Source organism: Stenotrophomonas sp. STEN087, from assembly GCF_056759115.1.
The window spans coordinates 43824-68954 of sequence record NZ_JBRRCR010000001.1 but is presented as its reverse complement, the minus strand read 5'-3'; the positions used below and the strand labels follow the sequence as shown (position 1 = coordinate 68954).

General features: G+C 66.3%; 30 protein-coding genes. 18 read left to right on the top strand and 12 right to left on the bottom strand.

Annotation, left to right across the window (positions count from 1 at the left end):
• Positions 1–25: 25 nt before the first annotated feature.
• Both ACVOK1_RS00325 and ACVOK1_RS00320 read right to left on the bottom strand, forming a co-directional pair.
• Positions 26–892 (bottom strand): SDR family oxidoreductase, encoded by an 867-nt coding sequence (locus ACVOK1_RS00325; RefSeq protein ID WP_481560666.1) that lies wholly within the window; start codon positions 890–892, stop codon positions 26–28.
• Positions 893–988: 96 nt separating this feature from the next.
• Positions 989–1375, bottom strand: coding sequence for a sensory rhodopsin transducer (locus tag ACVOK1_RS00320; RefSeq protein ID WP_481560665.1), 387 nt, complete (start codon positions 1373–1375; stop codon positions 989–991).
• 181 nt (positions 1376–1556) lie between these two features.
• Here ACVOK1_RS00320 and cho point away from each other — a divergent pair, with 181 nt between their 5' ends.
• The 4 genes from cho (at position 1557) to ACVOK1_RS00300 (ending at position 4558) form a co-directional block, all read left to right on the top strand.
• On the top strand, positions 1557–2414 hold the full coding sequence (gene cho / locus ACVOK1_RS00315; RefSeq protein WP_481560664.1) for an excinuclease Cho: 858 nt from the start codon (positions 1557–1559) through the stop codon (positions 2412–2414).
• A 102-nt stretch (positions 2415–2516) separates the two neighbouring features.
• Positions 2517–2969 carry a YetF domain-containing protein gene (locus ACVOK1_RS00310; protein ID WP_234455810.1) on the top strand — a complete coding sequence of 151 codons (453 nt, stop codon included), beginning with the start codon at positions 2517–2519 and terminating at the stop codon, positions 2967–2969.
• Positions 2970–3068: 99 nt separating this feature from the next.
• Positions 3069–4232 carry a zinc-dependent alcohol dehydrogenase gene (locus ACVOK1_RS00305; RefSeq protein ID WP_481560663.1) on the top strand — a complete coding sequence of 388 codons (1164 nt, stop codon included), beginning with the start codon at positions 3069–3071 and terminating at the stop codon, positions 4230–4232.
• Positions 4229–4558: a hypothetical protein gene (locus ACVOK1_RS00300; RefSeq protein WP_481560662.1), complete on the top strand. Its 330-nt coding sequence runs from the start codon at positions 4229–4231 to the stop codon at positions 4556–4558. The genes ACVOK1_RS00305 and ACVOK1_RS00300 overlap by 4 nt, the downstream gene beginning before the upstream one ends.
• A 16-nt stretch (positions 4559–4574) precedes the next feature.
• Here the strand turns inward: ACVOK1_RS00300 and ACVOK1_RS00295 are convergent, their stop codons facing one another.
• Both ACVOK1_RS00295 and ACVOK1_RS00290 read right to left on the bottom strand, forming a co-directional pair.
• A complete protein-coding gene (locus ACVOK1_RS00295; RefSeq protein ID WP_481560661.1) occupies positions 4575–4769 on the bottom strand; it encodes a hypothetical protein in 195 nt (64 codons plus the stop codon).
• Between the two features lie 35 nt (positions 4770–4804).
• Complete coding sequence (locus tag ACVOK1_RS00290; protein WP_481560660.1) at positions 4805–5200, bottom strand: response regulator; 396 nt, start codon at positions 5198–5200, stop codon at positions 4805–4807.
• Between the two features lie 170 nt (positions 5201–5370).
• On the opposite strand from ACVOK1_RS00290, the gene ACVOK1_RS00285 reads away from it, so the two are divergent.
• The 5 genes from ACVOK1_RS00285 to ACVOK1_RS00265 all read left to right on the top strand — a co-directional run bounded on the left by ACVOK1_RS00285 (position 5371) and on the right by ACVOK1_RS00265 (position 9114).
• Positions 5371–6135: a DUF72 domain-containing protein gene (locus tag ACVOK1_RS00285; protein ID WP_481560658.1), complete on the top strand. Its 765-nt coding sequence runs from the start codon at positions 5371–5373 to the stop codon at positions 6133–6135.
• Positions 6128–6931 carry a DNA-formamidopyrimidine glycosylase family protein gene (locus ACVOK1_RS00280; RefSeq protein WP_481560657.1) on the top strand — a complete coding sequence of 268 codons (804 nt, stop codon included), beginning with the start codon at positions 6128–6130 and terminating at the stop codon, positions 6929–6931. The genes ACVOK1_RS00285 and ACVOK1_RS00280 overlap by 8 nt, the downstream gene beginning before the upstream one ends.
• 302 nt (positions 6932–7233) lie before the next feature.
• Positions 7234–7893, top strand: a complete 660-nt coding sequence (locus ACVOK1_RS00275; protein WP_481560656.1) for an NAD(P)H-binding protein — start codon at positions 7234–7236, stop codon at positions 7891–7893.
• A 199-nt stretch (positions 7894–8092) separates the two neighbouring features.
• The gene (locus ACVOK1_RS00270) at positions 8093–8644 is read left to right on the top strand and encodes a cysteine hydrolase family protein (protein WP_481560655.1); all 552 of its coding nucleotides are present in this window, start codon (positions 8093–8095) and stop codon (positions 8642–8644) included.
• 32 nt (positions 8645–8676) lie between these two features.
• Positions 8677–9114 (top strand): hypothetical protein, encoded by a 438-nt coding sequence (locus ACVOK1_RS00265; RefSeq protein WP_481560654.1) that lies wholly within the window; start codon positions 8677–8679, stop codon positions 9112–9114.
• Between the two features lie 22 nt (positions 9115–9136).
• Here the strand turns inward: ACVOK1_RS00265 and ACVOK1_RS00260 are convergent, their stop codons facing one another.
• Positions 9137–10063 carry a GAF domain-containing protein gene (locus tag ACVOK1_RS00260; RefSeq protein ID WP_481560653.1) on the bottom strand — a complete coding sequence of 309 codons (927 nt, stop codon included), beginning with the start codon at positions 10061–10063 and terminating at the stop codon, positions 9137–9139.
• Between the two features lie 117 nt (positions 10064–10180).
• Complete coding sequence (locus ACVOK1_RS00255) at positions 10181–10921, bottom strand: DNA/RNA non-specific endonuclease (RefSeq protein WP_481560652.1); 741 nt, start codon at positions 10919–10921, stop codon at positions 10181–10183.
• A 416-nt stretch (positions 10922–11337) separates the two neighbouring features.
• Between ACVOK1_RS00255 and ACVOK1_RS00250 the strand changes: the two genes are divergently transcribed.
• The gene (locus ACVOK1_RS00250; protein ID WP_254051301.1) at positions 11338–11766 is read left to right on the top strand and encodes a hypothetical protein; all 429 of its coding nucleotides are present in this window, start codon (positions 11338–11340) and stop codon (positions 11764–11766) included.
• On the opposite strand, the gene ACVOK1_RS00245 is transcribed toward ACVOK1_RS00250, so the two are convergent.
• A complete protein-coding gene (locus ACVOK1_RS00245; RefSeq protein WP_481560651.1) occupies positions 11763–12419 on the bottom strand; it encodes a TetR/AcrR family transcriptional regulator in 657 nt (218 codons plus the stop codon). The two genes, ACVOK1_RS00250 and ACVOK1_RS00245, sit on opposite strands and share 4 nt — an antisense overlap.
• A gap of 347 nt (positions 12420–12766) precedes the next feature.
• On the opposite strand from ACVOK1_RS00245, the gene ACVOK1_RS00240 reads away from it, so the two are divergent.
• On the top strand, positions 12767–14866 hold the full coding sequence (locus ACVOK1_RS00240; protein ID WP_481560741.1) for a TonB-dependent receptor: 2100 nt from the start codon (positions 12767–12769) through the stop codon (positions 14864–14866).
• 55 nt (positions 14867–14921) lie between these two features.
• Here the strand turns inward: ACVOK1_RS00240 and ACVOK1_RS00235 are convergent, their stop codons facing one another.
• The 5 genes from ACVOK1_RS00235 to ACVOK1_RS00215 all read right to left on the bottom strand — a co-directional run bounded on the left by ACVOK1_RS00235 (position 14922) and on the right by ACVOK1_RS00215 (position 18883).
• Positions 14922–15317, bottom strand: a complete 396-nt coding sequence (locus ACVOK1_RS00235) for a hypothetical protein (RefSeq protein ID WP_481560650.1) — start codon at positions 15315–15317, stop codon at positions 14922–14924.
• A 117-nt stretch (positions 15318–15434) separates the two neighbouring features.
• Complete coding sequence (locus ACVOK1_RS00230; protein WP_481560649.1) at positions 15435–16118, bottom strand: type 1 glutamine amidotransferase domain-containing protein; 684 nt, start codon at positions 16116–16118, stop codon at positions 15435–15437.
• A 99-nt stretch (positions 16119–16217) separates the two neighbouring features.
• Positions 16218–16823: a TetR/AcrR family transcriptional regulator gene (locus tag ACVOK1_RS00225; protein WP_200751080.1), complete on the bottom strand. Its 606-nt coding sequence runs from the start codon at positions 16821–16823 to the stop codon at positions 16218–16220.
• 131 nt (positions 16824–16954) lie between these two features.
• A complete protein-coding gene (locus ACVOK1_RS00220) occupies positions 16955–17833 on the bottom strand; it encodes a LysR family transcriptional regulator (RefSeq protein ID WP_481560648.1) in 879 nt (292 codons plus the stop codon).
• Between the two features lie 15 nt (positions 17834–17848).
• The gene (locus tag ACVOK1_RS00215) at positions 17849–18883 is read right to left on the bottom strand and encodes a YeiH family protein (RefSeq protein ID WP_481560647.1); all 1035 of its coding nucleotides are present in this window, start codon (positions 18881–18883) and stop codon (positions 17849–17851) included.
• A 166-nt stretch (positions 18884–19049) separates the two neighbouring features.
• Here ACVOK1_RS00215 and ACVOK1_RS00210 point away from each other — a divergent pair, with 166 nt between their 5' ends.
• From ACVOK1_RS00210 to ACVOK1_RS00180, 7 genes are all read left to right on the top strand, one after another.
• Positions 19050–20237: a YbfB/YjiJ family MFS transporter gene (locus ACVOK1_RS00210; RefSeq protein WP_481560646.1), complete on the top strand. Its 1188-nt coding sequence runs from the start codon at positions 19050–19052 to the stop codon at positions 20235–20237.
• A 161-nt stretch (positions 20238–20398) separates the two neighbouring features.
• Positions 20399–20647 carry a hypothetical protein gene (locus ACVOK1_RS00205; RefSeq protein WP_108768908.1) on the top strand — a complete coding sequence of 83 codons (249 nt, stop codon included), beginning with the start codon at positions 20399–20401 and terminating at the stop codon, positions 20645–20647.
• An 83-nt stretch (positions 20648–20730) separates the two neighbouring features.
• Positions 20731–21021 carry a hypothetical protein gene (locus ACVOK1_RS00200; RefSeq protein ID WP_481560645.1) on the top strand — a complete coding sequence of 97 codons (291 nt, stop codon included), beginning with the start codon at positions 20731–20733 and terminating at the stop codon, positions 21019–21021.
• 6 nt (positions 21022–21027) lie between these two features.
• The gene (locus ACVOK1_RS00195) at positions 21028–21672 is read left to right on the top strand and encodes a hypothetical protein (protein WP_481560644.1); all 645 of its coding nucleotides are present in this window, start codon (positions 21028–21030) and stop codon (positions 21670–21672) included.
• A 145-nt stretch (positions 21673–21817) separates the two neighbouring features.
• Positions 21818–22615 (top strand): DUF4198 domain-containing protein, encoded by a 798-nt coding sequence (locus tag ACVOK1_RS00190; protein WP_481560643.1) that lies wholly within the window; start codon positions 21818–21820, stop codon positions 22613–22615.
• A 30-nt stretch (positions 22616–22645) separates the two neighbouring features.
• Entirely contained in the window at positions 22646–23551 is a 906-nt protein-coding gene (locus tag ACVOK1_RS00185) for an EF-hand domain-containing protein (RefSeq protein WP_481560642.1), read from the top strand.
• 112 nt (positions 23552–23663) lie between these two features.
• Positions 23664–25115 carry a DUF2271 domain-containing protein gene (locus ACVOK1_RS00180; protein WP_481560641.1) on the top strand — a complete coding sequence of 484 codons (1452 nt, stop codon included), beginning with the start codon at positions 23664–23666 and terminating at the stop codon, positions 25113–25115.
• The last annotated feature ends 16 nt before the right edge of the window (positions 25116–25131 follow it).

Here is a 25131-nt window from a genome sequence, read left to right as displayed (position 1 = left end):
TTCCTTGGGGGAGGTGAGTAGCGGATTACAGGGTGACGGCGCCACCGGAGATGGTGAGCAGCGCGCCCGACGTATAGCTGGCACTGTCAGCGGCCAGCATCACGTAGGCGGACGCAAGCTCGGCGGGCTGTCCGGGGCGACCGAATGGGGTCTGGCTGCCGAAATTTTCGACCTTGTCCGCGGCCATGCCGGCAGGAATGAACGGCGTCCAGATCGGGCCCGGCAGGACCGCGTTGACCCGGATGCCTTTCTCGGCCAGCAGGCCCGCCAGGCCGATGGTGAGATTGGCGACCGCACCCTTGGTGGTGGAGTACGGCAGGATGTTCGGCGTCGGCTTCTTCGAGTTCACCGATGCGGTGTTGATGACCGAACCGCCGTCCTCCAGGTGCGGAACGCTGAGGCGGGTCAGGTTGAACAGCGCATGGACATTGGTATCGAATGTCTTGCGCCAGTCGTCCATCGTGATCTCGTCAAACGACTCGTAGTAGCGCTGGTAGGCGGCGTTGTTGACCAGGATGTCCAGGCCGCCCAGCTCATGCACGACGCGCTGGATCAACTGCTCGGCCTGCGCCTCGTCACTGATATCGCAGGGAACCAGAACAGCCTTCTGGCCGGCCTCCTGGATGAGCTTGCCGATGGCGGCAGCATCGTCCTTTTCGCTTTCCAGGAAGGCGATCGCCACATCCGCACCTTCGCGTGCATAGGCGATGGCCACGGCTGCGCCGATGCCGCTGTCGCCACCGGTGATGAGTGCTTTCTTGCCCTCAAGCTGGCGGTGACCCTTGTAGCTCTGTTCACCGTGGTCCGGTTTCGGGTCAAGTTTGCTGGTCTTGCCAGGGAAGGACTGCTGCTGCGCCTTGAATGGCGGCTTCGGGTAGTTGGGGACTGGCATGCGTGCGTCCTGTGTGGGGGAAGAGAGCTGCCAGTGTGGGCACCCCGCAGTAAACGCCGTGGCCCAGCAATGTCGGCACGGCGTGCACGGCGTGGGTCACAGCGGGTGCGCGATGGTGGTCATGATGCTGTTCGCCGCCTGGCGCGAGTCCAGGCGCGTGTGCTGCACCACCACGGGCACGTCGGACTCGATGACGCAGGAGAAGCCAACGCCCAGCGGCACAGGGGCCGGTTCCTGCAGGTCGTTGAACCGTTTGTGGCAGGTGCGCTGGGCAGGAACGGTGAAGGTGTAGGGACCCTGCGGCGCTCGATCCTCGAAGTACAGCATCAGGCTGATCCGGGCATCGGTGCTGCCGGTATTGAGGATGCAGCACGTCTCGTGACTCTGCAGCTCGGGTTCAGGCCCGTTGCTCCAACCGGGAATGTAGCCCTCGGCAATGGCCCAGCGCGTGCGCCCGAGGGCGCCGGGGTTGTCCTGCGTCATGGTCTCTCTCCCTACGGGGGGCCACCAGAGTGGTCGAGGCGACCGCGTCGAGGGCGTGCATGGCAGGTGTCCACGGCATCAACGTGAAGCGTTCAGTGGCGCGTGCCGCTACGCGTTGGCCGTCCTGCGGCGCTTGCCTATCATGCACCGCTGGTTCCACTGCACCTGACTTCTGCCCTTCATGCCTTCCAATGCGCAGGCCGCGCGACGTTCCGCCCGCGCCGCCGGGTATGTGTTTCCCGAGCATCTCCGCGAGCAGGCACAGGCGCTGCCTGCACAACCGGGCGTCTACACGTTCCATGGCCGCGAGGGCGGCCTGCCGCTCTACATCGGCAAGAGCATCAACCTGCGCACGCGGGTGATGGACCATCTGCGGACGGCCGAGGAGGCTGCGATGCTGCGCCAGTCCGAGCGCATCAGTCATCTGCCGATGGCGGGCGATCTGGGCGCGCAGCTGCTGGAGGCCGCGATGGTGAAAGAACAGCACCCGCTGTACAACCGCCTGCTGCGGCGGTTGCCGCGTCAGTTCAGCCTGCGCTTGTACCGGGGCGAGATCAGCGTGGTGAACTCGTCGGAGGTGGATCTGACGTCCACGCCGATGTTGTACGGCATCTATTCGAGTGCCCGCGCCGCGCGCGAATCGCTGCGCCGCGTGGCCGATGAGAATCGGCTTTGCTACTCGCTGCTGGGCCTGGAACGGCTTCCCTCTGGACGCCCGTGCTTCCGCTCGATGCTGCGCCAGTGTGCCGGCGCCTGCTGCGGTGGCGAGACCCTTGCCGAGCATCAGCAGCGACTGGCCGATGCGCTCATGCTGCTGGAGATTACCGAATGGCCCTACGCTGGGCCGGTGGCCATCGAGGAGCGCGGCGACGCAATGCGGCAGTTTCACGTCGTTGATGGATGGTTCTATCACGGCACCGCGAAGACCCTGGCCGCTGCCCGGCGCGTGCGTCGGAGTGATCCGGTGTTCGACCGCGACGCGTACCGCATTCTTCGCAAGGGGATGTCGTTGGGCCACTGGGCCCTGCATCCGCTGTAACAGGCCGCACAGGCGGAGTCACGCAGCGTGGACGACCTGTTCTGTATCCCTCCGGGCAGGCCATGCAGGGAGAATACCGTGACCGATCTGTTCGAGCTGGGCATGCCGTGGTTCGAGTTCGTATTACGGGCCACCGCCGTCTACGTGGTGGTGCTGCTGTTGACGCGCCTCAGTGGCAAGCGATCGATCGGGCAGTCCGCACCGTTCGACATGCTGGTGATCGTCCTGCTGGGCACGGCAGTGCAGAACTCGCTGATCGGTGAGGACACCTCACTGCTTGGCGGACTCATCCTTGCCGCCACGTTGCTGGGTCTGAACTGGCTGGTGGGTTTCGTGACCGCGCGCAATCGTCGGCTGCACCGTTGGGTGGAGGGCGCGCCGGTGGTGCTGGTGCGCAACGGCAAGGTGTTCTGGGAGCAATTGCGCCGTTGCAATGTGGCGCCGGAGGACCTGGACGTGGCCATGCGCAAGGCAGGCTGCGATGGCCATCACCAGATCGAACTGGCCATGCTGGAAACCTCGGGAGAGATCACCGTGGATGCCGAAGGCCGCTGAAGCTGCAACAGTGGAATTTACACGCCGCACACGACAAGGTCACCGTGGGCACAGCCGTGCCCATGCAACCCTGCAGTCCCCAACGGCAGGAGAACGACGATGCAGGCGCTGACCTATCACGGCCGCAAGGACGTCCGCGTTGAGACCGTACCCGATCCGGCACTCGCCGCCGAGGACGACCTCATTCTTCGCGTCACCGCCACTGCCATCTGTGGCTCGGACCTGCATCTGTACCGGGGCAAGATACCCGACCTGCAAACCGGCGATGTACTTGGCCATGAATTCATGGGCATCGTGGAAGAGGTCGGCAGGGGCGTGACTCAAGTGCGTCCTGGTGACCGTGTGGTCATCCCCTTCGTGATTGCCTGTGGTGAATGTTTCCACTGCCAGCTGGCGGAGTATGCCGCGTGTGAAACCACCAATCCCGGCAAAGGCGCGGCGCTCAATGCGAAGGGACTGATGCCGCCTGCCGCATTGTTTGGCTACAGCCACCTCTACGGTGGGGTCGCTGGCGGCCAGGCGGAATTCGTGCGGGTGCCCAAGGCCAACGTCGGTCCACTGCGCATTCCTGAAGGCGTGGCAGATGAACAGGTGCTGTTCCTGTCCGATATCCTGCCGACCGGCTATCAAGCCGCACTCAACGCCGGGGTGAAGGCGGGCTCGACGGTAGCCATCTTCGGTGCAGGCCCGGTGGGGCTGATGAGCGCTGCCTGCTGCCGCCTGCTGGGTGCGGAAACCATCTTCATGGTGGATCATCTGCCGTATCGGCTGGACTTCGCGCAACGCACCTATGGCATCACGCCCATCGATTTCGGCAAGGTGGACGATCCGGCCGACTACATCGTCAGCCAGACCAGTGGGCGAGGCGTGGATGCCTGCATCGAGGCGGTCGGGTTCGAGGCGGAGGGCAGTTCGCTTGAAACTGCATTGACCGCAGTGAAGCTTGAAGGCAGCAGCGGCGTGGCGATCCGCCAGTGCATTGCTGCCGCGCGCCGCGGTGGGGTGGTCAGCATTCCTGGTGTGTATGCCGGCTTCATCCACGGCTTTCTGCTGGGGGATGCATTCGACAAGGGCCTGACCTTCAAGATGGGGCAGACCCATGTGCAGGGCCTCATGCCCGAGCTGTTGACCGCCATCCTGGAGGGCAAGCTGGACCCCGGCAACATCATTTCGCACCGGATGAGCTTGGCCGAAGCCGCGCAGGGCTATGCCATGTTCGATGCGAAGGACGATGACTGCCGGAAGATCGTGCTGACCCCGTGAGAAGCGATCGAGCGAGCGATCCCCCACTCACCCCTGACAAGCGGTACATCGTGGTGCGCGGCCGGCTCTGGCGCGCGACCAACCCGAATCTCACCGCCACCGAGCGTGCGCGGTGGGTGGCGGCGCTCATGGACGCGCGGCGCGCGGTGCAGGCCGCACTGAGGAGTGGGGAGGCGACGGCGCTGCGGAATGCACGCCGTGCGGTGGATGCGGCTAAACGAGGTCTCGGCGAGCGTGGCCCGGTGTGGTGGACAGATGGTGGCAAGGACTACAACCGCTACCTGGTAAAGAATACGCCGTACGCGAGCTGGTTCGACGCACTTTGAAGGGGAGGGATGCAGCTCAGTCCTTCGACCCCCGACGACCGTTCGTCGGATCGACCTCGGGTTGCTCGTAATCGTCCGGATGTGCCGTTTCATCCTGTTCCGGCATGTCCTTGCCTTTCTTCCAGCTCTGGTCGGTACGGACCTTGTCCGGCGTATGCGCCTTGTCCTGGTCGCTGGCGTCGCCCGTGGGGTTGAACGGTAGCTTACTCATCAGAGGAGTTCCTTGGTGTGGATGAAATCTCAGCGCTATGACGGGCGCGCGGCACGGCCCTGCGCGAGCGTCTGGTTGACCGCTTCCTGCAGCTGCGGAATGTGGAAGGGCTTGGCCACGAAACGGGCCTTCTGGTGGCGAGCGGGGACCACCTGGTCATAGACCGCCGACGCGAACAGGAATGGCACCCCCAGCTCCGCCAGCCTGTCGGCGACCGGGAACACCACGCCGTCGCCGAGCTCGATATCGAGAATCGCCGCGTCAAACTGGCCGTTGCGGAGCAGGCTCAGTGCCTCGAACACGCTCTCAGCATGTGTGATGGTACTGCCGTCGATGGACAGCGCATCTTCGACCAGTTCGGCCAGGTCCAGCTGATCCTCCACCAGCAACAGGCACTGTTCCTGGACCCGTTCACTTCCGTACTTCTGCATGCCGAACCTTGTTCATTACCTCTTATAGGAAGGTACTGTCCGCTTCCGCGCATCAAGGCAATGCCTGCCCCCTGTGTGCGGCATGCGAAGGCGCTGTACCCCTGAAGCACTTCACGCCGAAAGGGGCCCGGTTCACCACCGCAGCACGGTTGATGGGCGAGGCTTGATGGATGCAGACCGCGTCCGACACTTCAGCTTTCGAATCCATTCACGTGGGCTGTGCGGGGTGGTCCTTGCCTTCCGCCCATGCAAGCGAATTCGGCGAGGGGCAGAGTGCACTGCAGCGCTATGCCACGCGGTTTTCCCGGGTGGAGATCAACTCCTCGTTCTATCGTCCGCACAAGCCGGAGACCTATGCGCGATGGGCGCTGGCTGTCCCCGCGCATTTCCGCTTCTCGGTGAAGATGCCGCAGACCATCAGTCATGACTTCGGCCTGCGCGGGGCGGCACCGCTTCTTGATCCATTCCTGTATGCGGTGAACCATCTGGGCGACCGGTTGGGCGCATTGCTGCTGCAGTTGCCGCCGCGGCTGGACTTCGATGCCCGCGTGGTATCCGCCTTCTTCCGCGCCGTCCGGCGTCGCACGGGGGTCGCCATCGCCTGCGAGCCCCGTCACGAAAGCTGGTTTTCGGCGGCGGCGGACTCGATGCTGGAGCGTCATGGCATCGCGCGCGTCGCTGCAGATCCCGCGCGCGTTGCCCAGGCCGCTGAGCCTGGCGGCGCGCGCCACTGGAGTTACTGGCGATGGCATGGCAGGCCGCGGATGTACTACAGCAGTTACGGGGACAATGATCTGCGGGCCCTGGCGCAGGCGGCAGGTGCGGCCGCAGGAGACGGTCCGGCCTGGATCATCCTCGACAACACTGCGCATGGGAACGCCATACCCAATGCACTGCGTCTGCAGACGCTGCTGCAGGAGAACACGCATGCCTGAAGGTCCTTCGATCGTACTGCTGCGCGAGGAAACGGCCCGGTTCAGGGGCAGAACAGTGCGCGAGGTCGGTGGCAACAGCCGCGTCGACCTGACGCCTCTGGTTGGACGCCGGATCAAGGCGGTACGCAGCTGGGGCAAGCATTTCCTCCTGGAATTCAGCCATGTCACTCTGCGGATCCACCTCATGATGTTTGGCAGCTACCGTATCAACGAGCGCAAGGATGCCGCGCCGAGGGTCTCGCTCCAGTTCGACAGGGAAGAGCTGAACTTCTATGCGTGCTCGGTGAAGCTCATCGAGCAGTCGCTGGACGATGTCTACGATTGGCGGGCAGACGTCATGAGCGACCTCTGGGATGCGCGCCTGGCGCGTCGTAAGCTCAAGGCCATGCCCGATGTCCAGGTCTGCGATGCCCTGCTGGATCAGTCCGTGTTCTCCGGGGTCGGCAACATCATCAAGAACGAGGTCCTGTTCCGCATCGGCGTGCACCCAGGGAGTCGGGTAGGATCCCTGCCTCCCCGTGTGCTGAGCCGCCTGATCCAGGAGGCGCGCGACTACAGTTTCGACTTCCTCCACTGGAAGCGTGGGCACGAACTCAAAAAGCATTGGCAGGTTCACACTCGAAAGAAGTGCCCGGATTGTGGTGGGCCAGTCAGCAAGCTGTACATGGGAACCACGCAGCGGCGAACGTTTTTCTGCCCGGATTGCCAGCGCCTGTACGGACCAGCGGAAGCTCCATCGCCGTCGCCAGGGCAGGCGGCATCTTCCCGGCGATCACGCCCAAAGGTTCCGCGTTGACGGCTGACAGGCCTGGCGCATCTCACGGCACTGAGCAGCAACAGCGATTGGTGACCACGAACACCGCGGCGCCCAGGACGGCGCTGTAAACGGTGAACTCTGCCTGATCAGTGTCGCCATCGATACCTCCGTAGCGTGCCAGTCGGGAATATCGGGATGCATGCGGGGCCCCTGGGTGACAGAATCCGCAGGAACGCCGCCATTGCTGACGGCGTCAGCGAACAAATCCGCGCTTCTGCCAATCACGCTGCGTTCGATCGTGTCCGTCCACACTCACGTCCAGCTATCCCAGAGGAGTTTGAATGAGCCAGGTTTTCATCGTCGGCGCGGCCGGCAAGGTCGGCCGTTCATTGACCCAGCAAGCCAGCGCACGCGGCCACCGCGTACTGGCACTGCACCGTGCGCAGGATCAGGCCGCCGAACTCACCGCCCTCGGCGCACGCCCGGTGCAGGGCGACCTGCTGCAGCTGGATGTCGACGCGCTGGCGGTACTGATGAAAGGCTGCGAAGTGGTGGTGTTCTCGGCCGGTGCCGGTGGCAAGGGTGGCGCATCGATGACCGACGCAATCGATGGGCGTGGACTGGAACTGGCCGTGGCCGCCGCACAGGCTGCCGCCGTGCCGCGCTTCCTGCTGGTGTCGGCCTTCCCGGAGGCCGGGCGCGGCAAGCACCTGTCGGATACGTTCGAGAACTACATGGTGGTAAAGAAGCGTGCCGATGTGCACCTGGCCGAAAGCCCGCTGGACTGGGTGATCCTGCGCCCGGGCACGCTCACCGACGAACCTGGCACGGGCCGGGTGCGTGCCGGGCTGGCCATTCCCTACGGAAACATCGCCCGCGCCGACGTCGCCGCCACGCTGCTGGCATTGATCGAACATCCGCAGCTGCGCCGCTGCATCATCGAACTCACCGAGGGCGAAACCCCGGTGTTCGATGCGCTGCAGGCGCTGTCGCCGGCATGAGGGCTTGACCACGACAACGCGCTGACGCAGCATCGGGCGCATGGTCCTCCGCGCCGCCACCGTCACTACCACCACGGCTGCCTTTGGCGGGTCGTGAGGTCGTTACGTGACGTGAAGTAGCGCACCCTCGCAGGACCCCGCCAGTCATGGACGGGGTCTTCTGTTTCTCCGTCCGTGCCCACCCCACAGGAGAAACACCATGAGCGCCTCCAGAAACCCCCGTCGCGGCCTGCTGGTCATCGACATGCAGCACGGCCTGTTCAACGGTGCACACCGCCCGTACCGCGCTGACGACGTGCTGGCCAACATCAATGCGCTGATCGACCGCGCACATGCCGCCGATGCCCCGGTGTTTGCCGCACGCCACGTCGGCCCCGCAGGCTCGCCGCTGGCCAGCGACGGCCCGCTGTCGCAGCTGCTGGCCGACCTCGCCATCGATCCGGCGCGCGACACCGTGTTCGAAAAGACGCGGCCCAGCTGTTTCTTCGAGACCGGCCTGGCCGAGCGGCTGGCGGCGGCCGGCGTCGAGGAACTGGTCATCGTCGGCATGAAGACGGACTACTGCGTGGATACCACCTGCCGCGCTGCGAGCGATCTCGGCATTTCTGCCGTGCTGGTAGCCGACGCGCACACCACCACTGATTCGCCCGTGCTTGAGGCGCAGACCATCGTCGAGCACCACAACGCCACACTGCACGGGGCGTTCGTCAGCCTCGTCGCCAGCGCAGACTGCACGTTCGCGGCAGGGTAAGCTCCGGTCAACGAAGTCAGCCAGGAGGGCAGATGGGATCGATGACCCAGACACGGACACGCCGCAACAGCCTTGTGCTGATGCTGCTGTCCGCGGTGGCAGGCTGCAGCACGGCGGGGGGCGGTGATCGCCACCCTTCGTCGCAGCTGCGGTTGGTGAAGCTGACCCCGGCGGAGTCTTCCATTCTGTTGACGGCTGCAGCGACAGGTGCGATCGCGCCGCGCGGCGAGTGCGTGTACTTCGTCGGTGCGCGCGATCAGCGAACACTGGCGCTGTGGCCTGCGTACTTCGAACTGGACACGCTGCGTGGCGCGCCTGTGGGGGTGCGCAATACCCTCACTGGCACGCGCGTGGCCTTCGGCGAGCCGCATACCTTTGGCGGCGGCAACATGGAGGCTTTGCCCGGCATGGTGCTGGAGCCGGTACCCGCTGGATGCAGCGGGCCGGCCATGATGCTTTACTTCGATTGAATCGAGCCTGCCTGACGCAGGCTCAGCGCTGCTCGTCCTTCCGCGCGCTCAGCTCACGGTCGGCACGCAGGAACACCGCACTGGTGCTCTCCTCGCCGGTGCCGCCGGCGGCACCCAGCAGCAGCGGCCGCGGCAATCGCGAGGAAGCATCGTCGGCCACGGCCTGCAGGGCGGCCAGGGTCGCGGTGGCCTGGTCGCTGCCCAGCAACGCGATGAACTCGCCGCTGCCGGTGACCCGGTTGATGCTGTCGCCGCGCCCGGCATCCAGGCACTGCTCCAGAGCAACGTCCAGCTGCTGCAGCTGGCGCTCCAGGCTGCGCTCGCCCATCTGTTCCACCAATGCGGCCAGGTCCTGCAGCTCCAGGATGACCACGGTGCAGGCGGTGCCGGTGGTGGCATGTGCGGCTTCCACCAGCGGGCTCTGCTCGAGGATGGTCGCCACTTCCTGCTCGCGCTCGCGGCTGCGCGCTTCCATCAGGGTCATGGTCAGCCGGGCCAGGGCCTGCAGGGCGTCGCGTTGCTCCGGGCTGAGCGAGCGCGGGGTCAGATCGACCACGCAGACGCTGCCGACCGCCGCGCCCTCGCGGGTGACCAGCGGCATGCCTGCGTAGAAGCGCGCACCCATTTCATTCAACACCGGGTTGTCGACGAAGCGGCTGTCCTGCTTCAGGTCGCCCACTTCCAGCAGCTGCTCGGGCTGGCGGATCGCGTGGTCACACACCGCCACGTCGCGGTCGGTTTCGCTGCCATCCACGCCGATGCGGGCCTTGAACCACTGGCGATCACGATCGATCAGGGTCACCAGAGCCATCGGCGTACCGCAGACGGCGGCCGCCACCTTCACGATATCGTCGTAGGCCGGCTCGGGCAGGCTGCCGACCACGTGCAGCGCATCCAGCGCGTGCTGGCGTTCGGTTTCAGTGAATGCGGCAGAGGAATGATCCGTCATGGCGTTCCCGGGCAGTCAAAGGACATGGCCCATGCTAGAGCAGGCCCGCGTGCAATGGATGAACCACCGCCGCACCCAGCCCGCACCCCGGCGCATGGCCGGGGCAGGCTGCAGGGCTCAGCCGAGGTCGCAACCGGCCGGCTGCGGCCAGGTGGTCGCCGGCAGCATGTTCTTCAGCGACGCCGGTGCGTTGATCGCCACGTAGCTGGCGCCGAGCAGTTCTTCCAGATCGGCGATGGTCACCAGGTAGTTGTCCAGGCTGCCCAGGTTGGCCTCGTTGGGAATGATCCAGCTGATCGCCTTGGCGGTATCGGTCTGCGGGTCGCGGGTGATGATCGTCTTCCAGAAGAACTCCGGCGTCGGAATGCCGTGGCTGGCCAGGAAGTAATCGTTGGCGGCATCGCCGTAGACCACGCCGCCATAGACGTCCACCGGCGCGATGTCGCGGTAGCACTCGGCCACGTTCTCGGCCTTCACCCAGATGCCCTGGTTGAAGCTGGACACCTGCGGCACGATGTTGGTCATGAAGTTGGCGCGGCGGATGTAGGTGGTGTCGTAGTCCATGTGGTTGGAGGTGACCAGATGCCCGCGGTCATAGCCGGCATGGATGCTGGCGTACGAGGCGGTGCTGTTCTGGCCCAGGCAGCCGGTGGGCAGGTCCGTGTCCTTGTAGAAGCTGGACGGGCGCTTGGCCGTGCCGGTATCGGCCAGCAGGGTGTATTCGTAACGGGTGGCGCTGTGGATGCTGCAGTCGTAGGTCAGCACGAAGCCGCCCTTGTTGAGGGTGACCGTTTCCGCGTGGGCGGCGCCGGCAAAGGCGCCGAGGACCAGGGCGAACAGGAACGTGGCAAGGCGCATTGCAGTGTCTCCGTCAGGTTTTTCCAGGACGCAGGACGCCCTCACGGCGAAAGCGTTCGCCATGCGGAGGCACTGCGCGTGTGAGTGGGTGAGGACTGCGGTTGGAACCCGGCGGGTGCCGGTCATGCAGGAGGAACTCGACCGCGCTCCCTGGCCACCGAGGTGGCGCGCGGTGTCGTAAGCGTCAGTGCGTGTCGCTTTCAGGTCAACGCTGGATGTCCGGAGTTGTGACCCGGCGCAAACGTCCTGCGTGTGTCAGATCGCAGACCGCAGGATGAAACGTGCGCATGGCAGGCGCGCGGGCCGGTATCGGCAGGCGGGGGGTTGCGGCAGAATCAGCGCGTTGATCCATGGGAAGCGTGACGCGTCACACGCTCGCGCCACCGCAGTGCAGACTCAAGGAACGAGGACAGGTCATGGAAGTTCGCCCCCTGGTGCTGGCGTGGCTGCTGGTCGCCGCACTGCCGGCCGCCGCGCAGCAGATCCGCTCCGCGACCGGCCCCGCGCGCAAACCGCTGCCGGCCGCGCCACGGCCGGCCCACAATTCGATGGCGAAGAGCACCACGCCCTTCAACTGCGCGCAGTACGCGTGGCCGAATCATCCGCATCCGGCGGCCAAGGCGTACTGCGATGGGGTCGAGGCCAATACCCTGCAGTACGAAGCCCGCCAGGCCGGACGTCCCGGCCCCTCCACCGAGGTGAGCGCGCTGCCTGCGCTGGGTTCGGCCGAAGCCAAGCGGACCGGCACCGCCTGCATTGGTGGCCAGGCCTTCCGGCGGCTGGCCAATGGCTGGGAACAGGTGGCCTCGCCGTCGGGCGGGTGGCTGCGCTGCCGGGAACGCTAGGCCAGCGTTGCCGCAGGCGGCGGCAGCGAGAGGGACTGCAGATCCACTTCGCCACGTACGACCTGCAGCGCGCCCAATACCAGAGCATGCATGCCCTGGGCGAATTCGCGGCCCACTTCGTCGGCATCACGCGCGCGCTCACCGTCTGACAGCCCGTCTTCCCGCGTGCTGGCGTACAGCGTCTCGGCAACCGCGACGCAATGGAATGCCACGGTCGACAGCAGCCAGCGTGCCTGCTGTGCCGGCAGGCCATAGGCGGCGGCAACAGACGCCTGATGCTCGGCGATGCGCCCGCTCATCGAAGGCGAGGCCAGCGAGCGCCGCAGCAGGTAAGGCGTAAGGCCGGGGTTGGCGATGACAAGGTCCCGCAGCGAGGCGATGAAGACGATCAGATAGTCGGGCAGGGCCTGCCCGTTGGCGGCATCCACCGGCGGCATCTGCCAGCCGTCGAAGATGGCCTCGGCCACGGCACCTTTCAGCGCTTCCAGGTTGGAGATGTGGTTGTAGAGGGTCATGTGGGTGACCCCCAGCGACGCGGCCAGACCGACAAAGGTCAGGTCACGCAGGCCCATGGCCATCCCGGTCTCGACGATGCGTGCATGGCTGAGTTTCTTCGGGCGCCCGCGTGCGGGGGCCTGTTCGCTGTCCTTCATCGACCTTCCATTGTTGCGGGCGCGGCCACGCGGCGACCTTGCCGGTTGGCTTGACCATTTAGTTTATAGCAATGATAATTAATCGCATCGCGCGGCACATCGCCTGCGCCAGGGCGTGATCGTAGCAATCGCGTCCACCCGCTCCCAGCCAGGCATCGGCCCAGCCAACAACCTCCGCCTGCGTCAGCACTCCCTCGATCGTCGGGCTCCGCGCCACGGCGCAGGCCTCGTCATGCCCAGGAACACCAATGACGTCCGATGTCCGTTGCTTTGCTCCCTTCTCCTGCCTGCGCAGGCGTGCCGCTACTCCGCTGCTGTTCGTCCTTGGCGGTCTGCTCATCATTCCCATGCCTTCCGCGCTGGCCCAGGCCATTGCGTTGGCCAACGACCGTTCGGCCGAGGTCTCCACCCTGGATTCGGTCAACGTCCGCGAGACCAAGGCCGTCACCGATCCCTATGCCGGCGGCCAGGTCGCGGCTGGCGGTCGCATGGGGCTGCTCGGCAACCGGGATTTCATGGATACGCCGTTCAACACCATCAGTTACACCGAGGCCTACATCGCCGATCGCCAGGCGCGTGACATCACATCGGTCATTGCCGCTGCCGATCCGACGGTGTTCACCAACAACGCTTCGGGCGCATGGAGCGAGAACTATTCGATCCGCGGCTTTGCCTCCAGCACGACGGACATGACCGTGGATGGGATGTTCGGGATGGCGCCGTTCTACCGCACCTCGCCGGAGATGTTCGAGCGCATCGACGTGCTGAAGGGACCGTCGGCGCTGCTCAACGGCATGCCGCCGAGCGGTTCGGTGGGCGGCACCATCAACCTGATTCCCAAGCGCGCAGCAGATGCGCCGCTGACCCGGGTAAGCATGGACTACGGCTCGGACGCGCAGTTCGGCGGTCACGTGGATGTCGGCCGCCGCTTCGGCAGCAGCAAGCAGTGGGGCGTGCGTTTCAACGGTGTGTATCGTGATGGCGAGGGTGCCATCCGCCACCAGGACAAGGCTTACCAGCTGGGGTCGCTGGCTCTGGACTGGCGCGGCGAGCGCAGCCGTGCATCGCTGGATGTCTACAGCGCCGAGGATCTCATCCACGGCCCGACCCGCGGCGTGAGCCTGGATGTGGGCGTGGCCGTGCCGAGGCCGCCGCGTGCCGATGTGTTGATCAACCCGGTGTGGGGCAGGGTGGAGAGCCGTGACAAGGGAGCGATCGCGCGCGGTGAGTTCGACTTCAATGATCACCTGATGGGCTATGCCGCCTTCGGTGCCAGCGAGACGAACTACAGTTACAACGGCGCCATCAGTGCCCTGGTGCTCAACGACGCCGGCGACTTCCGCACCACCGTGGCCCAGCTGGCATTCCATACCCGCAAGCAGTCGGCGGATGTGGGGGGGCGTGGCAGTTTCCAGACCGGTCCGGTCAGCCACCAGGTGGCGGCCAATGCGACCGCCTACCAGCACAAGCAGGACGACTACGGCCGCCGCAGCGTACCCGAGGCCAGCTGGGTGACCAATCTGTACGCCCCGACCTGGAACGAGGCGCCGCCGTTCATCACCCCGCACATCATGCATACCGAGGTGAAGCTGCGCAGCGTGGGCGTGGCCGACACGATGGGGTTTGCCGGGGATCGCCTGCAGGTGACCCTGGGGGTACGCCGCCAGCAGGTGCAGAGTGATGCGTTCGACATCAACACCGGTGCACTGTCTTCGCGCTACAAGCAGAGCGCCACCACGCCTGCCGCCGCGGTGCTGTTCAAGCTGGGCCGCAAGGTGTCGGTGTATGCCAACAGCATCGAGGGCCTGAGCCAGGGCGCGACCGCGCCCACCACCGCGGCCAATGCCGGTGAGGTGTTTCCGCCGTTCAAGACCCGGCAGAAAGAGCTGGGCCTGAAGCTGGACGCGGGGCGCTTTGCGCATTCCTTCAGTCTGTTCGAGATCAAGCGGCCCAATGGCTATACCGACCCCGTCTCGAACATCTATTCGTTTGGCGGCGAGCAGCGCAACCGCGGCGCGGACTGGAGCTTCTTCGGCTCGCCGCTGGAGGGCGTGCGACTGATGGGTGGCGTGGCCTATGTGCAGCCCAAGCTCACCCGCACCCAGAGCGGCATCAATGAAGGGAAGCTGGCCACCGGCCTGCCGAAGGTGCAGGGCAAGGTGGGCGCCGAATGGGACCTGCCGATGCTGGAAGGTGTCAGCATCAATGGGGGCATCACGTCCATGTCCCGGCAGTTCATCAGCGCCGACAACACGCAGTGGGTGGCCGGGCACACCGTGTATGACCTCGGCGCGCGCTACAGCACGCGGCTCTCGGGTCGTCCGCTGACACTGCGCGGCACGGTCAACAACCTGACCAATACCGCTTACTGGGGGCAGCCACTGCTGTCCAGCCTGGCGCTGGGTGCACCGCGGACCTATACGCTGTCGGCGACCATCGATTTCTGAGGGTGGCGCGCCCATCCGGCAGCGTCGCGTTGCCGGATGGATGCGCGCGCAGGCCTCAGAGCCTGCCTTCGGCCGCGTAACGGGCGGCGCCCCGGTCCACCAGCGCCTGCAGCTCCTGCAGCAGTGGCTCGTCACAGCGGTCGAAGTTGAAGCAGGACTTGCCCTGCATGCGCTGCTTCAGCGCAGGGCTGATGCCCGCCAGCAGTTCGGAATGGTCATAGACGGGCATCAGGTGGAAGGCGTGCTTGCGCCCGGATACCTTCACCGCGCCGAAGAACTGCGCCTTGCCATTGGCGGCCGGCGTGCGGCAGTTGGCGTAGAAGTGCTGATCTGTGTCGTGGACCACGAGCAGGCCATCGCGATGACGCAGCAGCATCTGGCGCAGGGCGCTGAACAGATCGGGCGGTTCCGTCTCGGTGGACGTTGTGGGTGTCGCCTGGGTGCGCTTCATGGGAACTGCCCGGTGTGGGGAACGTTCTGGGAAATACGCAGCGTGCCTCTGCGCGCACCGTAGCACGGCGAAGTGAAGCGGTCCGGGTGTGAGCGCCGGACCGCTCCTTCATGGCGCTCAGGCCTTGGCGACTGCCTGGATCAGCACCGCGGCGGCTTCTGCCGACGAGCCCGGGTTCTGGCCCGTCACCAGCAGGCCATCGCGGCGCACGTACGAACCCCAGTCCGGGCCCTTGCTGTAGTTACCGCCCAGGTCCTTCAGCATGTCCTCCACCAGGAAGGGCACGACCTGGGTCAGGCCCACTGCGTCCTCCTCGGTGTTGGCAAAGCCGGTGACCTGCTTGCCGGCGACCAAGGGCTTGCCATCGGGCGCCTTGACCTGGCGCAGCACGCCCGGTGCGTGGCAGACCAGGCCGACCGGCTTGCCGCTGGCAACGAACGATTCGATCAGCGCGATCGAGTGGGCATCATTGGCCAGATCCCACAGCGGACCGTGGCCGCCGGGGTAGAACACGGTATCGAAGTCGGCAGCGTCGACGCTGTCCAGGCGTACGGTCGCGGCCAGCTGCGCCTTGGCGTCGGCGTCGGCCTCGAAGCGGTGGGTCAGTTCGGTCTGGAACGCCCGCTCGTTGCTCTTCGGGTCCAGCGGCGGCTGGCCGCCCTTGGGCGAGGCCAGCACGATCTCCGCGCCCGCATCCTTGAAGGCGTAGTAGGGGGCGGCCAGTTCTTCCAGCCAGAAGCCGGTCTTGTGCCCGGTGTCGCCGAGCTGGTCGTGCGAGGTCAGAACGATGAGGACTTTCATGGTGGTGCTCCTGTTGGAAGGGTGATGCAGTAGACCGGTCGTCTAGCGGTCGGTCGTAAAAAAACACTCCGCAGGGAGTGTGTCGGATGCACCCCTCACTCAGCGTGAGGGATGCAGGATCTGTCGGGTGGTAAGCCGCGCGTTCTCGAAGGGCTGCGGGCCGCGCACGATCTTGACCATGATGCTGGCGCCCAGCCACAGCTGGTAGAGGCTTTGTGCAAGCGCGGCTGCATCACCGTTGCTGGCCAGAGAGCCGTCGGCCTGGCCACCTTCGATCGCCCGGGTCAGGCGCTCGATGATGCCGGCCGTGCCACTGCGCAGGGCCGCTCGCATGGCCGGCGAGAGGTCAGCCACTTCGGCGCCCAGCTTCACCGCCAGGCACTTGCCCTGGCAGTCCTCGAAGGACTGGCTCTCCATCCAGGCGGCAAAGTAGCGCTCCAGCTGCTCGGCCTTGTTCTGGCCGGCGCTGCCGAAGATCTGGTCCATCTCGGCCAGGTACTCGTCGAAGTAGTCCTGCAGCAGGGCTTCGCCGAAGGCCTCCTTGGAGCCGAAGTAGTGGTAGAACGAGCCCTTCGGCACGCCCGCGGCGGTCAGCACCTCGTTCAGGCCGACCGCCGAGAAGCCCTTGCCGCCCATGGTGCGGCGGCCGCTGGCCAGGATCTTCTGGCGGACGTCGGTGCCTGCAATGTCGGGAGCGGGGTTCATGGGAGCCACGATACTCCCGATTAGACCGGTCGTCTAGTTCTACCTCAGGCGCGTGCGCTTGCCCAGCTTTTGTAGAGTCGAGCCATGCTCGACTCAGGCCCTGCAGCCGAGCATGGGCTCGGCTCTGCAGATCAGCCTTTGCGCACCCGCTGCAGGAAGGCCTCGACCGCCGGCACCTGGTAGGCCCCCTCGCGGCGCAGGATGCTGAGCGGCCGTTGCAGGCCCAGCGCCCGCACCGGAAGCCGGACCAGACTGCCGTCCTGCAGGTCACGCACCACGCTGATGCTGGGCAGCCAGGCAATGCCGCCGCCGTGGATCGCGGCCTGCTTCAGCGCCTCGGTATTGCCGAACTCCACGATGCTGCCGGTCTGTACATCCAGCTGCTCCAGCAGCTCGCCGATCAGCTCGCGGGTGCCCGAGCCGGGCTCACGCATCAGCAGCGGCAATCCGTTGATGTCGGCCGGGTTGGCGCGTCTGCGCCTGGCCAAGGGATGCTGCGCACCCACCACGGGAATCAGTTCGTCGCGGCTGAATTCCTCCGCAACCACGCCTTCGACGCGGATCGGGCCTTCCACGAAACCCACGGTGAAACGCAGGTCCGCCACGCCCTGTGCAACCTGTTCGGTGTTGCCGACGAACAGGGAAATGCCCACCTGCGGGAACAGGGTGCGGAACTGTGCGACGAAACGCGGCAGCACATAGGTGCCGATGGTGTTGCTGGCGCCCATCGACAGCTGCCCGGCGCGGGCATCGGCGAAATCACGCATCGCCGCCTGCGCGCTGTCGGCCACCGCGAACAACCGCGCCGAGTAGGCATGCAGCACCTTGCCCGGTTCGGTCAGCCGCATGCCGCGCGGCAGCCGCTCGAACAGCACCACCCCCAGGCGCCCCTCGAAATCCTTCAGCTCCCTCGACAGCGCCGGTTGGGACACGCGTACGCGGATCGCAGCGGCGGAGATGCTGCCGGTCTCGGCGATGGCGTGGAAGATGGCCAGGTGATGGAGGTTCATGCGCGCGGGTTTCGGTCAGAGCTGCCCGATAAAGTACTGCACCACGAGGCTGCTGGTCGCCACGGCCACCCACACACCTAGGCCAAGCGCGATGGGGCGGATGCCGGTGGCGGCCATGCGCCGCAGGTTGGCGGAAAGGCCGATGGCGGACAGCGCGAACACGATCAACACTTCAGCCAGGGTACGCAGCACCGGCAGCGCGGCTTCAGGTACCCAGCCCGCGGTACGCAGGCCCGACGCCACCAGGAACCACAGGATGAACCACGGGAAGATCGCGCCGAGATTGAAGCCGCCCGCACTGCCTGCCGTGTTGCTGCGGCGCTTGGCCAAGGCCGCCATCACCACGGTCAGCACCAGGCAGACCGGGATGATCAGGGTCGAGCGGGTCAGCTTGACGATGGTCGCGTAGCCACCTGCCAGATCACTGTAGGCGTAGCCGGCGGCCACCACCGACGAGGTGTCATTGATGGCCGTGCCCGCCCACAGGCCGAAGCCCAGGTCACTCATGTGCATCAGGTGGCCGAGCAGCGGGAACAGCAGCACCGCCACCAGGTTGAACAGGAAGATGGTGGAGATCGAGAACGCCGTATCGTGGTCGTCGGGCTTGAGGATGGGCGTGACCGCGGCAATCGCCGAGCCACCGCAGATCGCCGTACCCACGCCGATCAGCACGGTCATCTTGCCGTCCACGCGCAGCCAGCGGCCGAGCAGCCAGGCGCTGAGGAAGGCCACCGACATCGTCACCAGGGTCACCGACAGGGATGACATGCCGGTCTTCAGCACCTCGCCCAGGCTGAGTCCGAAGCCCAGCGCGATGATCGACCACTGCAGCACCTGTTTGCCGCCGAAGCGGATGCCGGCATCGAAGCGGCTGCCTGGCGCGAGCAGGTTCTTCAGCACGATGCCGAGGACGATGCCGAACACCGGACCGCCCACCAGTGGTAGCCAGTGCCCCAGCACGAGTGCGACGGCGGCGACGGCGGCCGTCAGCAGCAGGCCGGCGTAATGGTGCTGGATCCAGGACGGGGTGGGGGAGAGCGGGCGGTTCATTTCAGCAGTTGCGTGGGATGGGATGGCCAGTGTGGTCGCCCGCCAGCCATGCATCCAATACAAATAATGCAGTCATTCCATATCGAAATGGCATGGCATCGGCTGCGGCCCAGCGCTGTACCATCGGCAGCGCCCCCCGGATCCGGCGAAGACGGCACACGATGCGATGAACCAAGCTGCTGTTGATGGAAACACCACGCCGTTTCGGGTCATCTTCGCTGGCATCTGCGCGCTGGTGCTGACCGTCGGCCTCGCCCGATTCGCCTACACGCCGATGCTGCCGATCATGAAGGCGCAGGCCGGCTTGGACTACGTCGCCGCCGGTTGGCTGGCTGCCATCAACTACGCCGGCTACATGGCCGGCACGCTGCTGGCGGCATCGGCGGGCGATCTCCGCCGGAAGTACGTGCTCTACCGCATCGGCCTGGTGGTGGCCGTGGCCAGTACCGTGGCCATGGGACTGACCCGCGACCCGGTGGCTTGGGGCGTGCTGCGGTTCCTGTCGGGGCTGTCCAGCGTGGCCGGGCTGCTGCTGGCATCTGGCCTGGTATTGAACTGGCTGCTGCAGCGCGGGCGGCGCCCGGACCTGGGCCTGCACTTTACCGGCATGGGGCTGGGAATCGTGGTGTCCGGTGCGGCGGTGGTGTTGACCCTGCCTGCGCTGACCTGGTCGGGGCAGTGGATCGCCTTGGGCGTGCTGGGCCTGCTGTTCTTCGTGCCGGCCTGGCTGTGGATGCCCGCACCGGCATCCGCGCCCAGCACCGCGGTTGCGCAGGGTGCAGCTCCACCGGCCACGTCCGCCGCGTGGATGCGCCTGCTCAACGCGGCCTATGTCTGCGCGGGCTTCGGCTTCGTCATCGGCGCCACCTTCATCGTCGCCATCCTTGAAAAGCTGCCCGTGCTGCAGGGCAGGGGCGGCTGGGTCTGGGTTGTCGTCGGCGTGGCCGCGCTGCCGTCCACCTTTGCCTGGGACCGCATCGCCCGCCGCTTCGGTGCCACCCGGGCACTGCTGCTGGCCTACATAATGCAGGGCATCGGCATGCTGCTGCCTGCGGTCTCGTCCGGCACGGCCATCAATCTGTTGTCGGCAGCGCTGTTCGGCGCCACCTTCGTCGGCATCGTCAGCCTCACCCTGGCGCTGGTTGGCCGCCATGTGCCGTCCAATCCCTCCAAGGCCATGGCGCGCATCACCCTCGGCTATGGCGTGGCACAGATCATCGGTCCGGTCATCGCCGGGTACATGGCCAGGGCGACCGGCAGCTACCAGGGCGCGCTGCTGGCCACGGCGGTACTGATGGGCTGCGGGGCGCTGCTGCTGTATGTGGCGGATCGCAGGGAGCGCGGTCACGCTTGACGGCCAGCGCAGTCGACGCTGAAGATCGGCACCACGCGCCGACGCTCAAGGATTGAACATGTCTGGCTTCATCGGGGACCTGCTGGAAGGCATCGCGGATTTCTTCATCGATGTCTGGATGCTGCGCGCGTAGCGCTCCATATCTGGGCCGAGGCGATCCAATGAACATTCTCTGGGCCACGGCAGCCGCCATCGCACTGGCATGCGCCGGGTTCCTGGCCTGGCGCGGGTCGGTCGGCGGTAGCGGGCTGTTCCAGGCATTTCTACTCGGCGCGGCAGCGTCCATCGCCTGCGTCATCCTGTCGGTTGCGATGGGCGGGCCCAGGCGAAGGCTTGTCGCCGGCCTGCTGCTGGCCGGCTACGGGCTGGCATTGATCGGCTTCCTGGTCGCCGTCGGCAATGTTCGCTGAGGGGCGGCGGCGCGGTCACGCTTGACGGCCAGCGCAGTCGAAGCTGAAGATCGGCACCACGCGCCGACGCTCAAGGATTGAACATGTCTGGCTTCATCGGGGGCCTGCTGGAAGGCATCGCGGACTTCTTCATCGATGTCTGGATGCTGCGCCGCCATCGCACGGTGAAGGGGCGGCCGTCGAACCGCTGGGATGAGGACGCGGCCGATGTCGTGGTGTTCAACGGCTGGGTGATCGCGGTTTCGGTCGCGGTACTGGTTGCCAGCGTCGTGATGTTCTTCGTGCTGAAGCTGCCGGTCTGGATCAGCCTGCTGCCCATTGCCGCCGGTGCCGTGTATGTCGGCTACCGGTGGATGGCGCTGGTGCGCGCATAGCATGCCATGACGATCGCGCGTCCCACGACGGCGGCCACGGCGCTGGCCGCACTGCTCACGGCGGTCGCGCTGGCTGGATGTGGCGACGGATCGACGAGATACCGCATCGACGGTGCGCATGGTCGCTTCTGCGTGCCCGATGCCATCAACATCAGCCTGGCCGCTGCTACCGTGGACGGTGCGGTGGATGGCAGCTTCGCGATCACCAGCCACTGTCGCGAGGATGGCGACGCCTGCATCGACCCTGACGTTCTGATTTCGTCCGCCGTCCATTCGAAGCGTAGTTTCAGCGGACGGCGCTTTGTGGACTTTGGGCCAGGTGCCTATATCCACGACATCGCCGTTTCCCGGTCAGGCGAGGCCCAGCGCCTGGATGACGGGCTCCTCGCCATTCCCGATCCAGGCGAGCGCGACGCGTGGTTCATCTGGCGCCAGCACGGCAGGCCGCATGCGGCCGTGGAGGGAGACGACGAACTGATGGCCTCCTGCTCCTTCGCGCCGATGCACCAGCGCTATTCCTGTCAACGCATGCTGCGCGGACCCGACTACACGGCGAACTACGCCTACATGGCCGAGAATCACCTGCCCACGTCATTCGCATCGCGGGACAAGCGCGTGCTGAAGATCATCGATGGACTGAGGTGCGAATAGCTGCGGTCGGGACACGTCCCGGGAGACAGCGATACATTTCGCCAGATTTCACCAATTGATAACTAATCTCATTGGCATAGCATTCCGTCCGCCAGCCCCGGACCTTCGTCTCGCCAGCGCCCACGCTCACCGACACGAAGGTCCCATGAAGACTCTTTCCCTGCTCGCCGCCGCAGCGCTGGCGATGGCTGCATCCCTGCCGGCACACGCCCATACGCCCTACCTGGTGCCCAGCAACTTCGCGCCGCGGGCAGGGCAGACCGTTGCCATCGACGCCTCGTTCGCCGAGACCTTCTTCGTCCCTGAAACCGCGTTCGATGACAGCCAGTTCACCGTGACCGGCCCGGATGGCAAGCAGGCGCCGCTGGCCTCGCAGGTGATGAAGACCCGCACCGTGGCCGAGTACACGCTGCCAGCAGGCACGGGCACCTACCGCCTCAGTACGGGCCAGCGCCTGGGCGCGCTGTTCCGCACCTGGGAACAGAATGGCAAGCGCGAGAGTTCGCGCGACCCGGCGGTGAAGATTCCGGCCGGTGCCAAGGTGATCTCCGATTTCCAGTCGCTCACCCAGGCCGACAGCTACGTCACCGTCGGCAATCCCGACCGCGCCGCGCTGGCGCCGCGCAACAAGGGCGTAGAGCTGGTACCGGTCACCCATCCCAACGATCTGTACGTGGGCGGGACCTTCGATTTCATCGTGCAGTACGACGGCAAGCCGCTGGCCGACCACGCCGTGGAAGTCACCGAGGCGGTGTGGAGCTCGGACCGCACGCCGCAGGTGGTCAGCCTGAAGAGTGATGCCGCCGGGCACGTGCGCTTGCCGCTGTCCGCAGCCGGCACCTGGATCGCGCTGACCCGCCACCGCACCGCTGCGCCCGCCGGCGCGCCGGTGGCCGAGTACAGCAACAGCGTCACGCTCTCGTTCCGCGTGCTGAATCCCTGATTTCCCCGTAACACCGCCTTCGAGGTCGACATGAAAACCACCGTGCTTGCCAGTGCGTGCGTTGCCGCGCTGCTGCTTTCTTCCGCTGTCTCCGCACAGACCGCGCCCGCCCCGCGTCCGCTGGTGGGAGGCCACGGCAACAACGTGCTGGCATTCATCGCCGAGCACGATGACAACGGCGATGGCCGGGTGACCTGGGAAGAGTTCGAGACCTTCCGCCGCACCCGCTTCGATGCCACCGATACCGACAAGAACGGCACCATCGAAGAAGCCGAGTACGTGGCCGAGTTCGATGCCCGCGTGGCCGCCGAGATCGAGCGCGAACGCGCCGCCCAGGCCGAGCAGACCAAGGCCCGTTTCGCTGCGCTGGACACCGACGAGAATGGCCAGGTCTCGCGCGCCGAGTTCGATGCCGCCGGTGAGAAGACCTGGCAGGGTGGGCAGAAGGCGCTGGCCAGCAAGGGCGCGGATGCCAAGGCCGCACCGCAGCGCGAAGCGAAGACCGCGGCCGGCGCGCAGCGCTTCGACAACCAGCAGCGCAGCCGCCTGGGTATGCCGACCAGCCACACCGCGGCCGGCTTCCTCGAGCTGTACGACGAGAACGGTGACGGCAAGGTCGACCGCGCCGAGTACCAGCGCGTGCGCGATGCGCAGTTCGCTCGCACCGACAGCAGTGGCGATGGCCAGCTGAGCCTGGATGAGTACCTGGCCGAGTTCGAGACCCGCGTGGACCGCCGCATCGATGCCCTGGACCAGGGCGGCGACCGCCAGGTGCACGTGCGCTTTGGCGTGCTGGACGGTGACAAGGATGGCCACATGAACTTCGCCGAGTACCAGGTGTCGGGCAAGCGACTGTTCGAAACCGCCGACCGCGACAAGGATGGCGTGGTCGATGCGGCCGACGCCAAGGTGCCAGCACCCGCACCGCGCCGTTGATTGCCCGGGTCACCCCGCGCGGGTGACCCGTCGTTGCAACCGTTGTTCTTTCTGCTGACCGGGCCGCCTGCATCAGGTGGTCCGGGAGGCCCCGTGCCTGATCGAGCCCTCGATGACGTCCCTTTCCAACCTGCTGTTGGCGACCTGCGTGACGCTGTGCGGACTGCATGCCGGCAGCGCCAGCGCTGCCGAACTGCACTGCGATGATGTGCTCGGCACCTCGCTGGACCTGCGCATCGACGCGCCTGCAGCGCAGGCGGCGGCTGCCCAGCAGGCGGCGCTGGCCGAGATCGAGCGACTGGATGCCGTGCTCAGCCGCTGGCGCGCGGACAGCGAGCTCAGTCGCTTCAATGCCAGCAGCGGACCCCAGCAGCTTTCCGGCGATCTGCGCGCCGTGCTGCGTCTGTGCGAGGAATGGCGGGCACGTACCGAAGGGCTTTTCAGCTGCCGCTTGGGTACGCTGGCACAGCGCTGGCGGCAGGCCCAGGAGAGCGGCGTGCTGCCGACGCGCGAGGAGCTGCGTGCTTTGGCTTCGGCTGCGGCCAATGCCGACGTCAGCCTTGATGACCGCGCGCCGGTGACCCGTCCGCAAGCGGTAGTGTTCGATGTCGATGCCCTCGCCAAGGGTTACATCATCGATCGCGCTCTCGCCGCCGCGCGTGCAGCGGTACCTGCCGCCACCGCGATCGCTCTGGATATCGGCGGCGATGCCCGTTACCGGCAGGCCAGCGGGGCAGGGCAGCCCTGGCCGGTGGGCGTGGCCGATGCCCGCGCACCGCGTGACAACCGGCCCGTGCTCGCCACCGTGGCGCTGCGCTCGCAGGCCATCGCGGCCAGCGGCCATGCGACTCGGGGCTACACGGTGGGCCGTCGCCAGTACAGCCACATTCTCGACCCCTGGTCGGGCTGGCCCATGCAGTTCGCACCGTCGGCGACGGTGGTGGCGCCCGATGCCAGCAGCGCCGATGCGCTGGCCACTGCGCTGTCGGTGATGCCGATCCGCTCCGGGCTGGAACTGGCCGATGCGATGGCGGACGTCGCCGCACTCATCCTCAGCGACACCGGTACTGCCTTCGCCTCGCAGCGTTGGCCGTCCTTGCTGGTGGCCACCGACGGTGCAGCCGCTGCGCCCGAACAGCTGGTCATCGACTACCAGGTGCCGCAGCTTGAAAGTGAGCGCTATCACGCGCCCTATCTGGCGATGTGGATCGCCCGCGAGGATGGCAGCCCGGTGCGCCAGCTGCTGGTGCTGGGCGAGCGCTCCCGCTATCTGCAGGATCTGCCGCAGTGGTGGCGCCGCTACGGCCGCGACGATCTGCCGGCCATCCAGGGCATCGCCCGGCCGACCCGCATGCCCGGTCGCTATTCGGTGGCCTGGGATGGTCGCGATGATCGCGGCCAGGCGCTGCCGCCGGGTGCGTACCGCGTGCAGGTCGAGGCCGCGCGGCAGGGCGGGGGGCACGAATTCCTGTCCGTGCCGATCGATACCGGCCAGGGCGGCGGTCTCCCCGCCAAGGCGCAGGGCAGCAGCGAGATCGGCAGCCTGCAGGTCTCCAGGCCCTAGCCACACCCCATTCCCG

Bases quoted from the DNA above. Each gene is read 5' to 3' on its own strand.
- ACVOK1_RS00310 (WP_234455810.1), top strand. From the start codon at position 2,517: ATGCCGTGGTTCGAGTTCGTATTACGGGCCACCGCCGTCTACGTGGTG.
- ACVOK1_RS00265 (WP_481560654.1), top strand. From the start codon at position 8,677: ATGGGATCGATGACCCAGACACGGACACGCCGCAACAGCCTTGTGCTG.
- ACVOK1_RS00230 (WP_481560649.1), bottom strand. From the start codon at position 16,118: ATGAAAGTCCTCATCGTTCTGACCTCGCACGACCAGCTCGGCGACACC.
- ACVOK1_RS00195 (WP_481560644.1), top strand. From the start codon at position 21,028: ATGACGATCGCGCGTCCCACGACGGCGGCCACGGCGCTGGCCGCACTG.
- ACVOK1_RS00180 (WP_481560641.1), top strand. From the start codon at position 23,664: ATGACGTCCCTTTCCAACCTGCTGTTGGCGACCTGCGTGACGCTGTGC.
- ACVOK1_RS00240 (WP_481560741.1), top strand. From the start codon at position 12,767: ATGCCTTCCGCGCTGGCCCAGGCCATTGCGTTGGCCAACGACCGTTCG.
- ACVOK1_RS00210 (WP_481560646.1), top strand. From the start codon at position 19,050: ATGAACCAAGCTGCTGTTGATGGAAACACCACGCCGTTTCGGGTCATC.
- ACVOK1_RS00325 (WP_481560666.1), bottom strand. From the start codon at position 892: ATGCCAGTCCCCAACTACCCGAAGCCGCCATTCAAGGCGCAGCAGCAG.
- ACVOK1_RS00235 (WP_481560650.1), bottom strand. From the start codon at position 15,317: ATGAAGCGCACCCAGGCGACACCCACAACGTCCACCGAGACGGAACCG.
- ACVOK1_RS00260 (WP_481560653.1), bottom strand. From the start codon at position 10,063: ATGACGGATCATTCCTCTGCCGCATTCACTGAAACCGAACGCCAGCAC.
- ACVOK1_RS00185 (WP_481560642.1), top strand. From the start codon at position 22,646: ATGAAAACCACCGTGCTTGCCAGTGCGTGCGTTGCCGCGCTGCTGCTT.
- ACVOK1_RS00290 (WP_481560660.1), bottom strand. From the start codon at position 5,200: ATGCAGAAGTACGGAAGTGAACGGGTCCAGGAACAGTGCCTGTTGCTG.
- ACVOK1_RS00305 (WP_481560663.1), top strand. From the start codon at position 3,069: ATGCAGGCGCTGACCTATCACGGCCGCAAGGACGTCCGCGTTGAGACC.
- ACVOK1_RS00295 (WP_481560661.1), bottom strand. From the start codon at position 4,769: ATGAGTAAGCTACCGTTCAACCCCACGGGCGACGCCAGCGACCAGGAC.
- ACVOK1_RS00280 (WP_481560657.1), top strand. From the start codon at position 6,128: ATGCCTGAAGGTCCTTCGATCGTACTGCTGCGCGAGGAAACGGCCCGG.
- ACVOK1_RS00220 (WP_481560648.1), bottom strand. From the start codon at position 17,833: ATGAACCTCCATCACCTGGCCATCTTCCACGCCATCGCCGAGACCGGC.
- ACVOK1_RS00250 (WP_254051301.1), top strand. From the start codon at position 11,338: ATGGAAGTTCGCCCCCTGGTGCTGGCGTGGCTGCTGGTCGCCGCACTG.
- ACVOK1_RS00225 (WP_200751080.1), bottom strand. From the start codon at position 16,823: ATGAACCCCGCTCCCGACATTGCAGGCACCGACGTCCGCCAGAAGATC.
- ACVOK1_RS00245 (WP_481560651.1), bottom strand. From the start codon at position 12,419: ATGAAGGACAGCGAACAGGCCCCCGCACGCGGGCGCCCGAAGAAACTC.
- ACVOK1_RS00255 (WP_481560652.1), bottom strand. From the start codon at position 10,921: ATGCGCCTTGCCACGTTCCTGTTCGCCCTGGTCCTCGGCGCCTTTGCC.
- ACVOK1_RS00275 (WP_481560656.1), top strand. From the start codon at position 7,234: ATGAGCCAGGTTTTCATCGTCGGCGCGGCCGGCAAGGTCGGCCGTTCA.
- ACVOK1_RS00190 (WP_481560643.1), top strand. From the start codon at position 21,818: ATGAAGACTCTTTCCCTGCTCGCCGCCGCAGCGCTGGCGATGGCTGCA.
- ACVOK1_RS00200 (WP_481560645.1), top strand. From the start codon at position 20,731: ATGTCTGGCTTCATCGGGGGCCTGCTGGAAGGCATCGCGGACTTCTTC.
- ACVOK1_RS00270 (WP_481560655.1), top strand. From the start codon at position 8,093: ATGAGCGCCTCCAGAAACCCCCGTCGCGGCCTGCTGGTCATCGACATG.
- ACVOK1_RS00205 (WP_108768908.1), top strand. From the start codon at position 20,399: ATGAACATTCTCTGGGCCACGGCAGCCGCCATCGCACTGGCATGCGCC.
- ACVOK1_RS00320 (WP_481560665.1), bottom strand. From the start codon at position 1,375: ATGACGCAGGACAACCCCGGCGCCCTCGGGCGCACGCGCTGGGCCATT.
- ACVOK1_RS00285 (WP_481560658.1), top strand. From the start codon at position 5,371: ATGCAGACCGCGTCCGACACTTCAGCTTTCGAATCCATTCACGTGGGC.
- cho (WP_481560664.1), top strand. From the start codon at position 1,557: ATGCCTTCCAATGCGCAGGCCGCGCGACGTTCCGCCCGCGCCGCCGGG.
- ACVOK1_RS00215 (WP_481560647.1), bottom strand. From the start codon at position 18,883: ATGAACCGCCCGCTCTCCCCCACCCCGTCCTGGATCCAGCACCATTAC.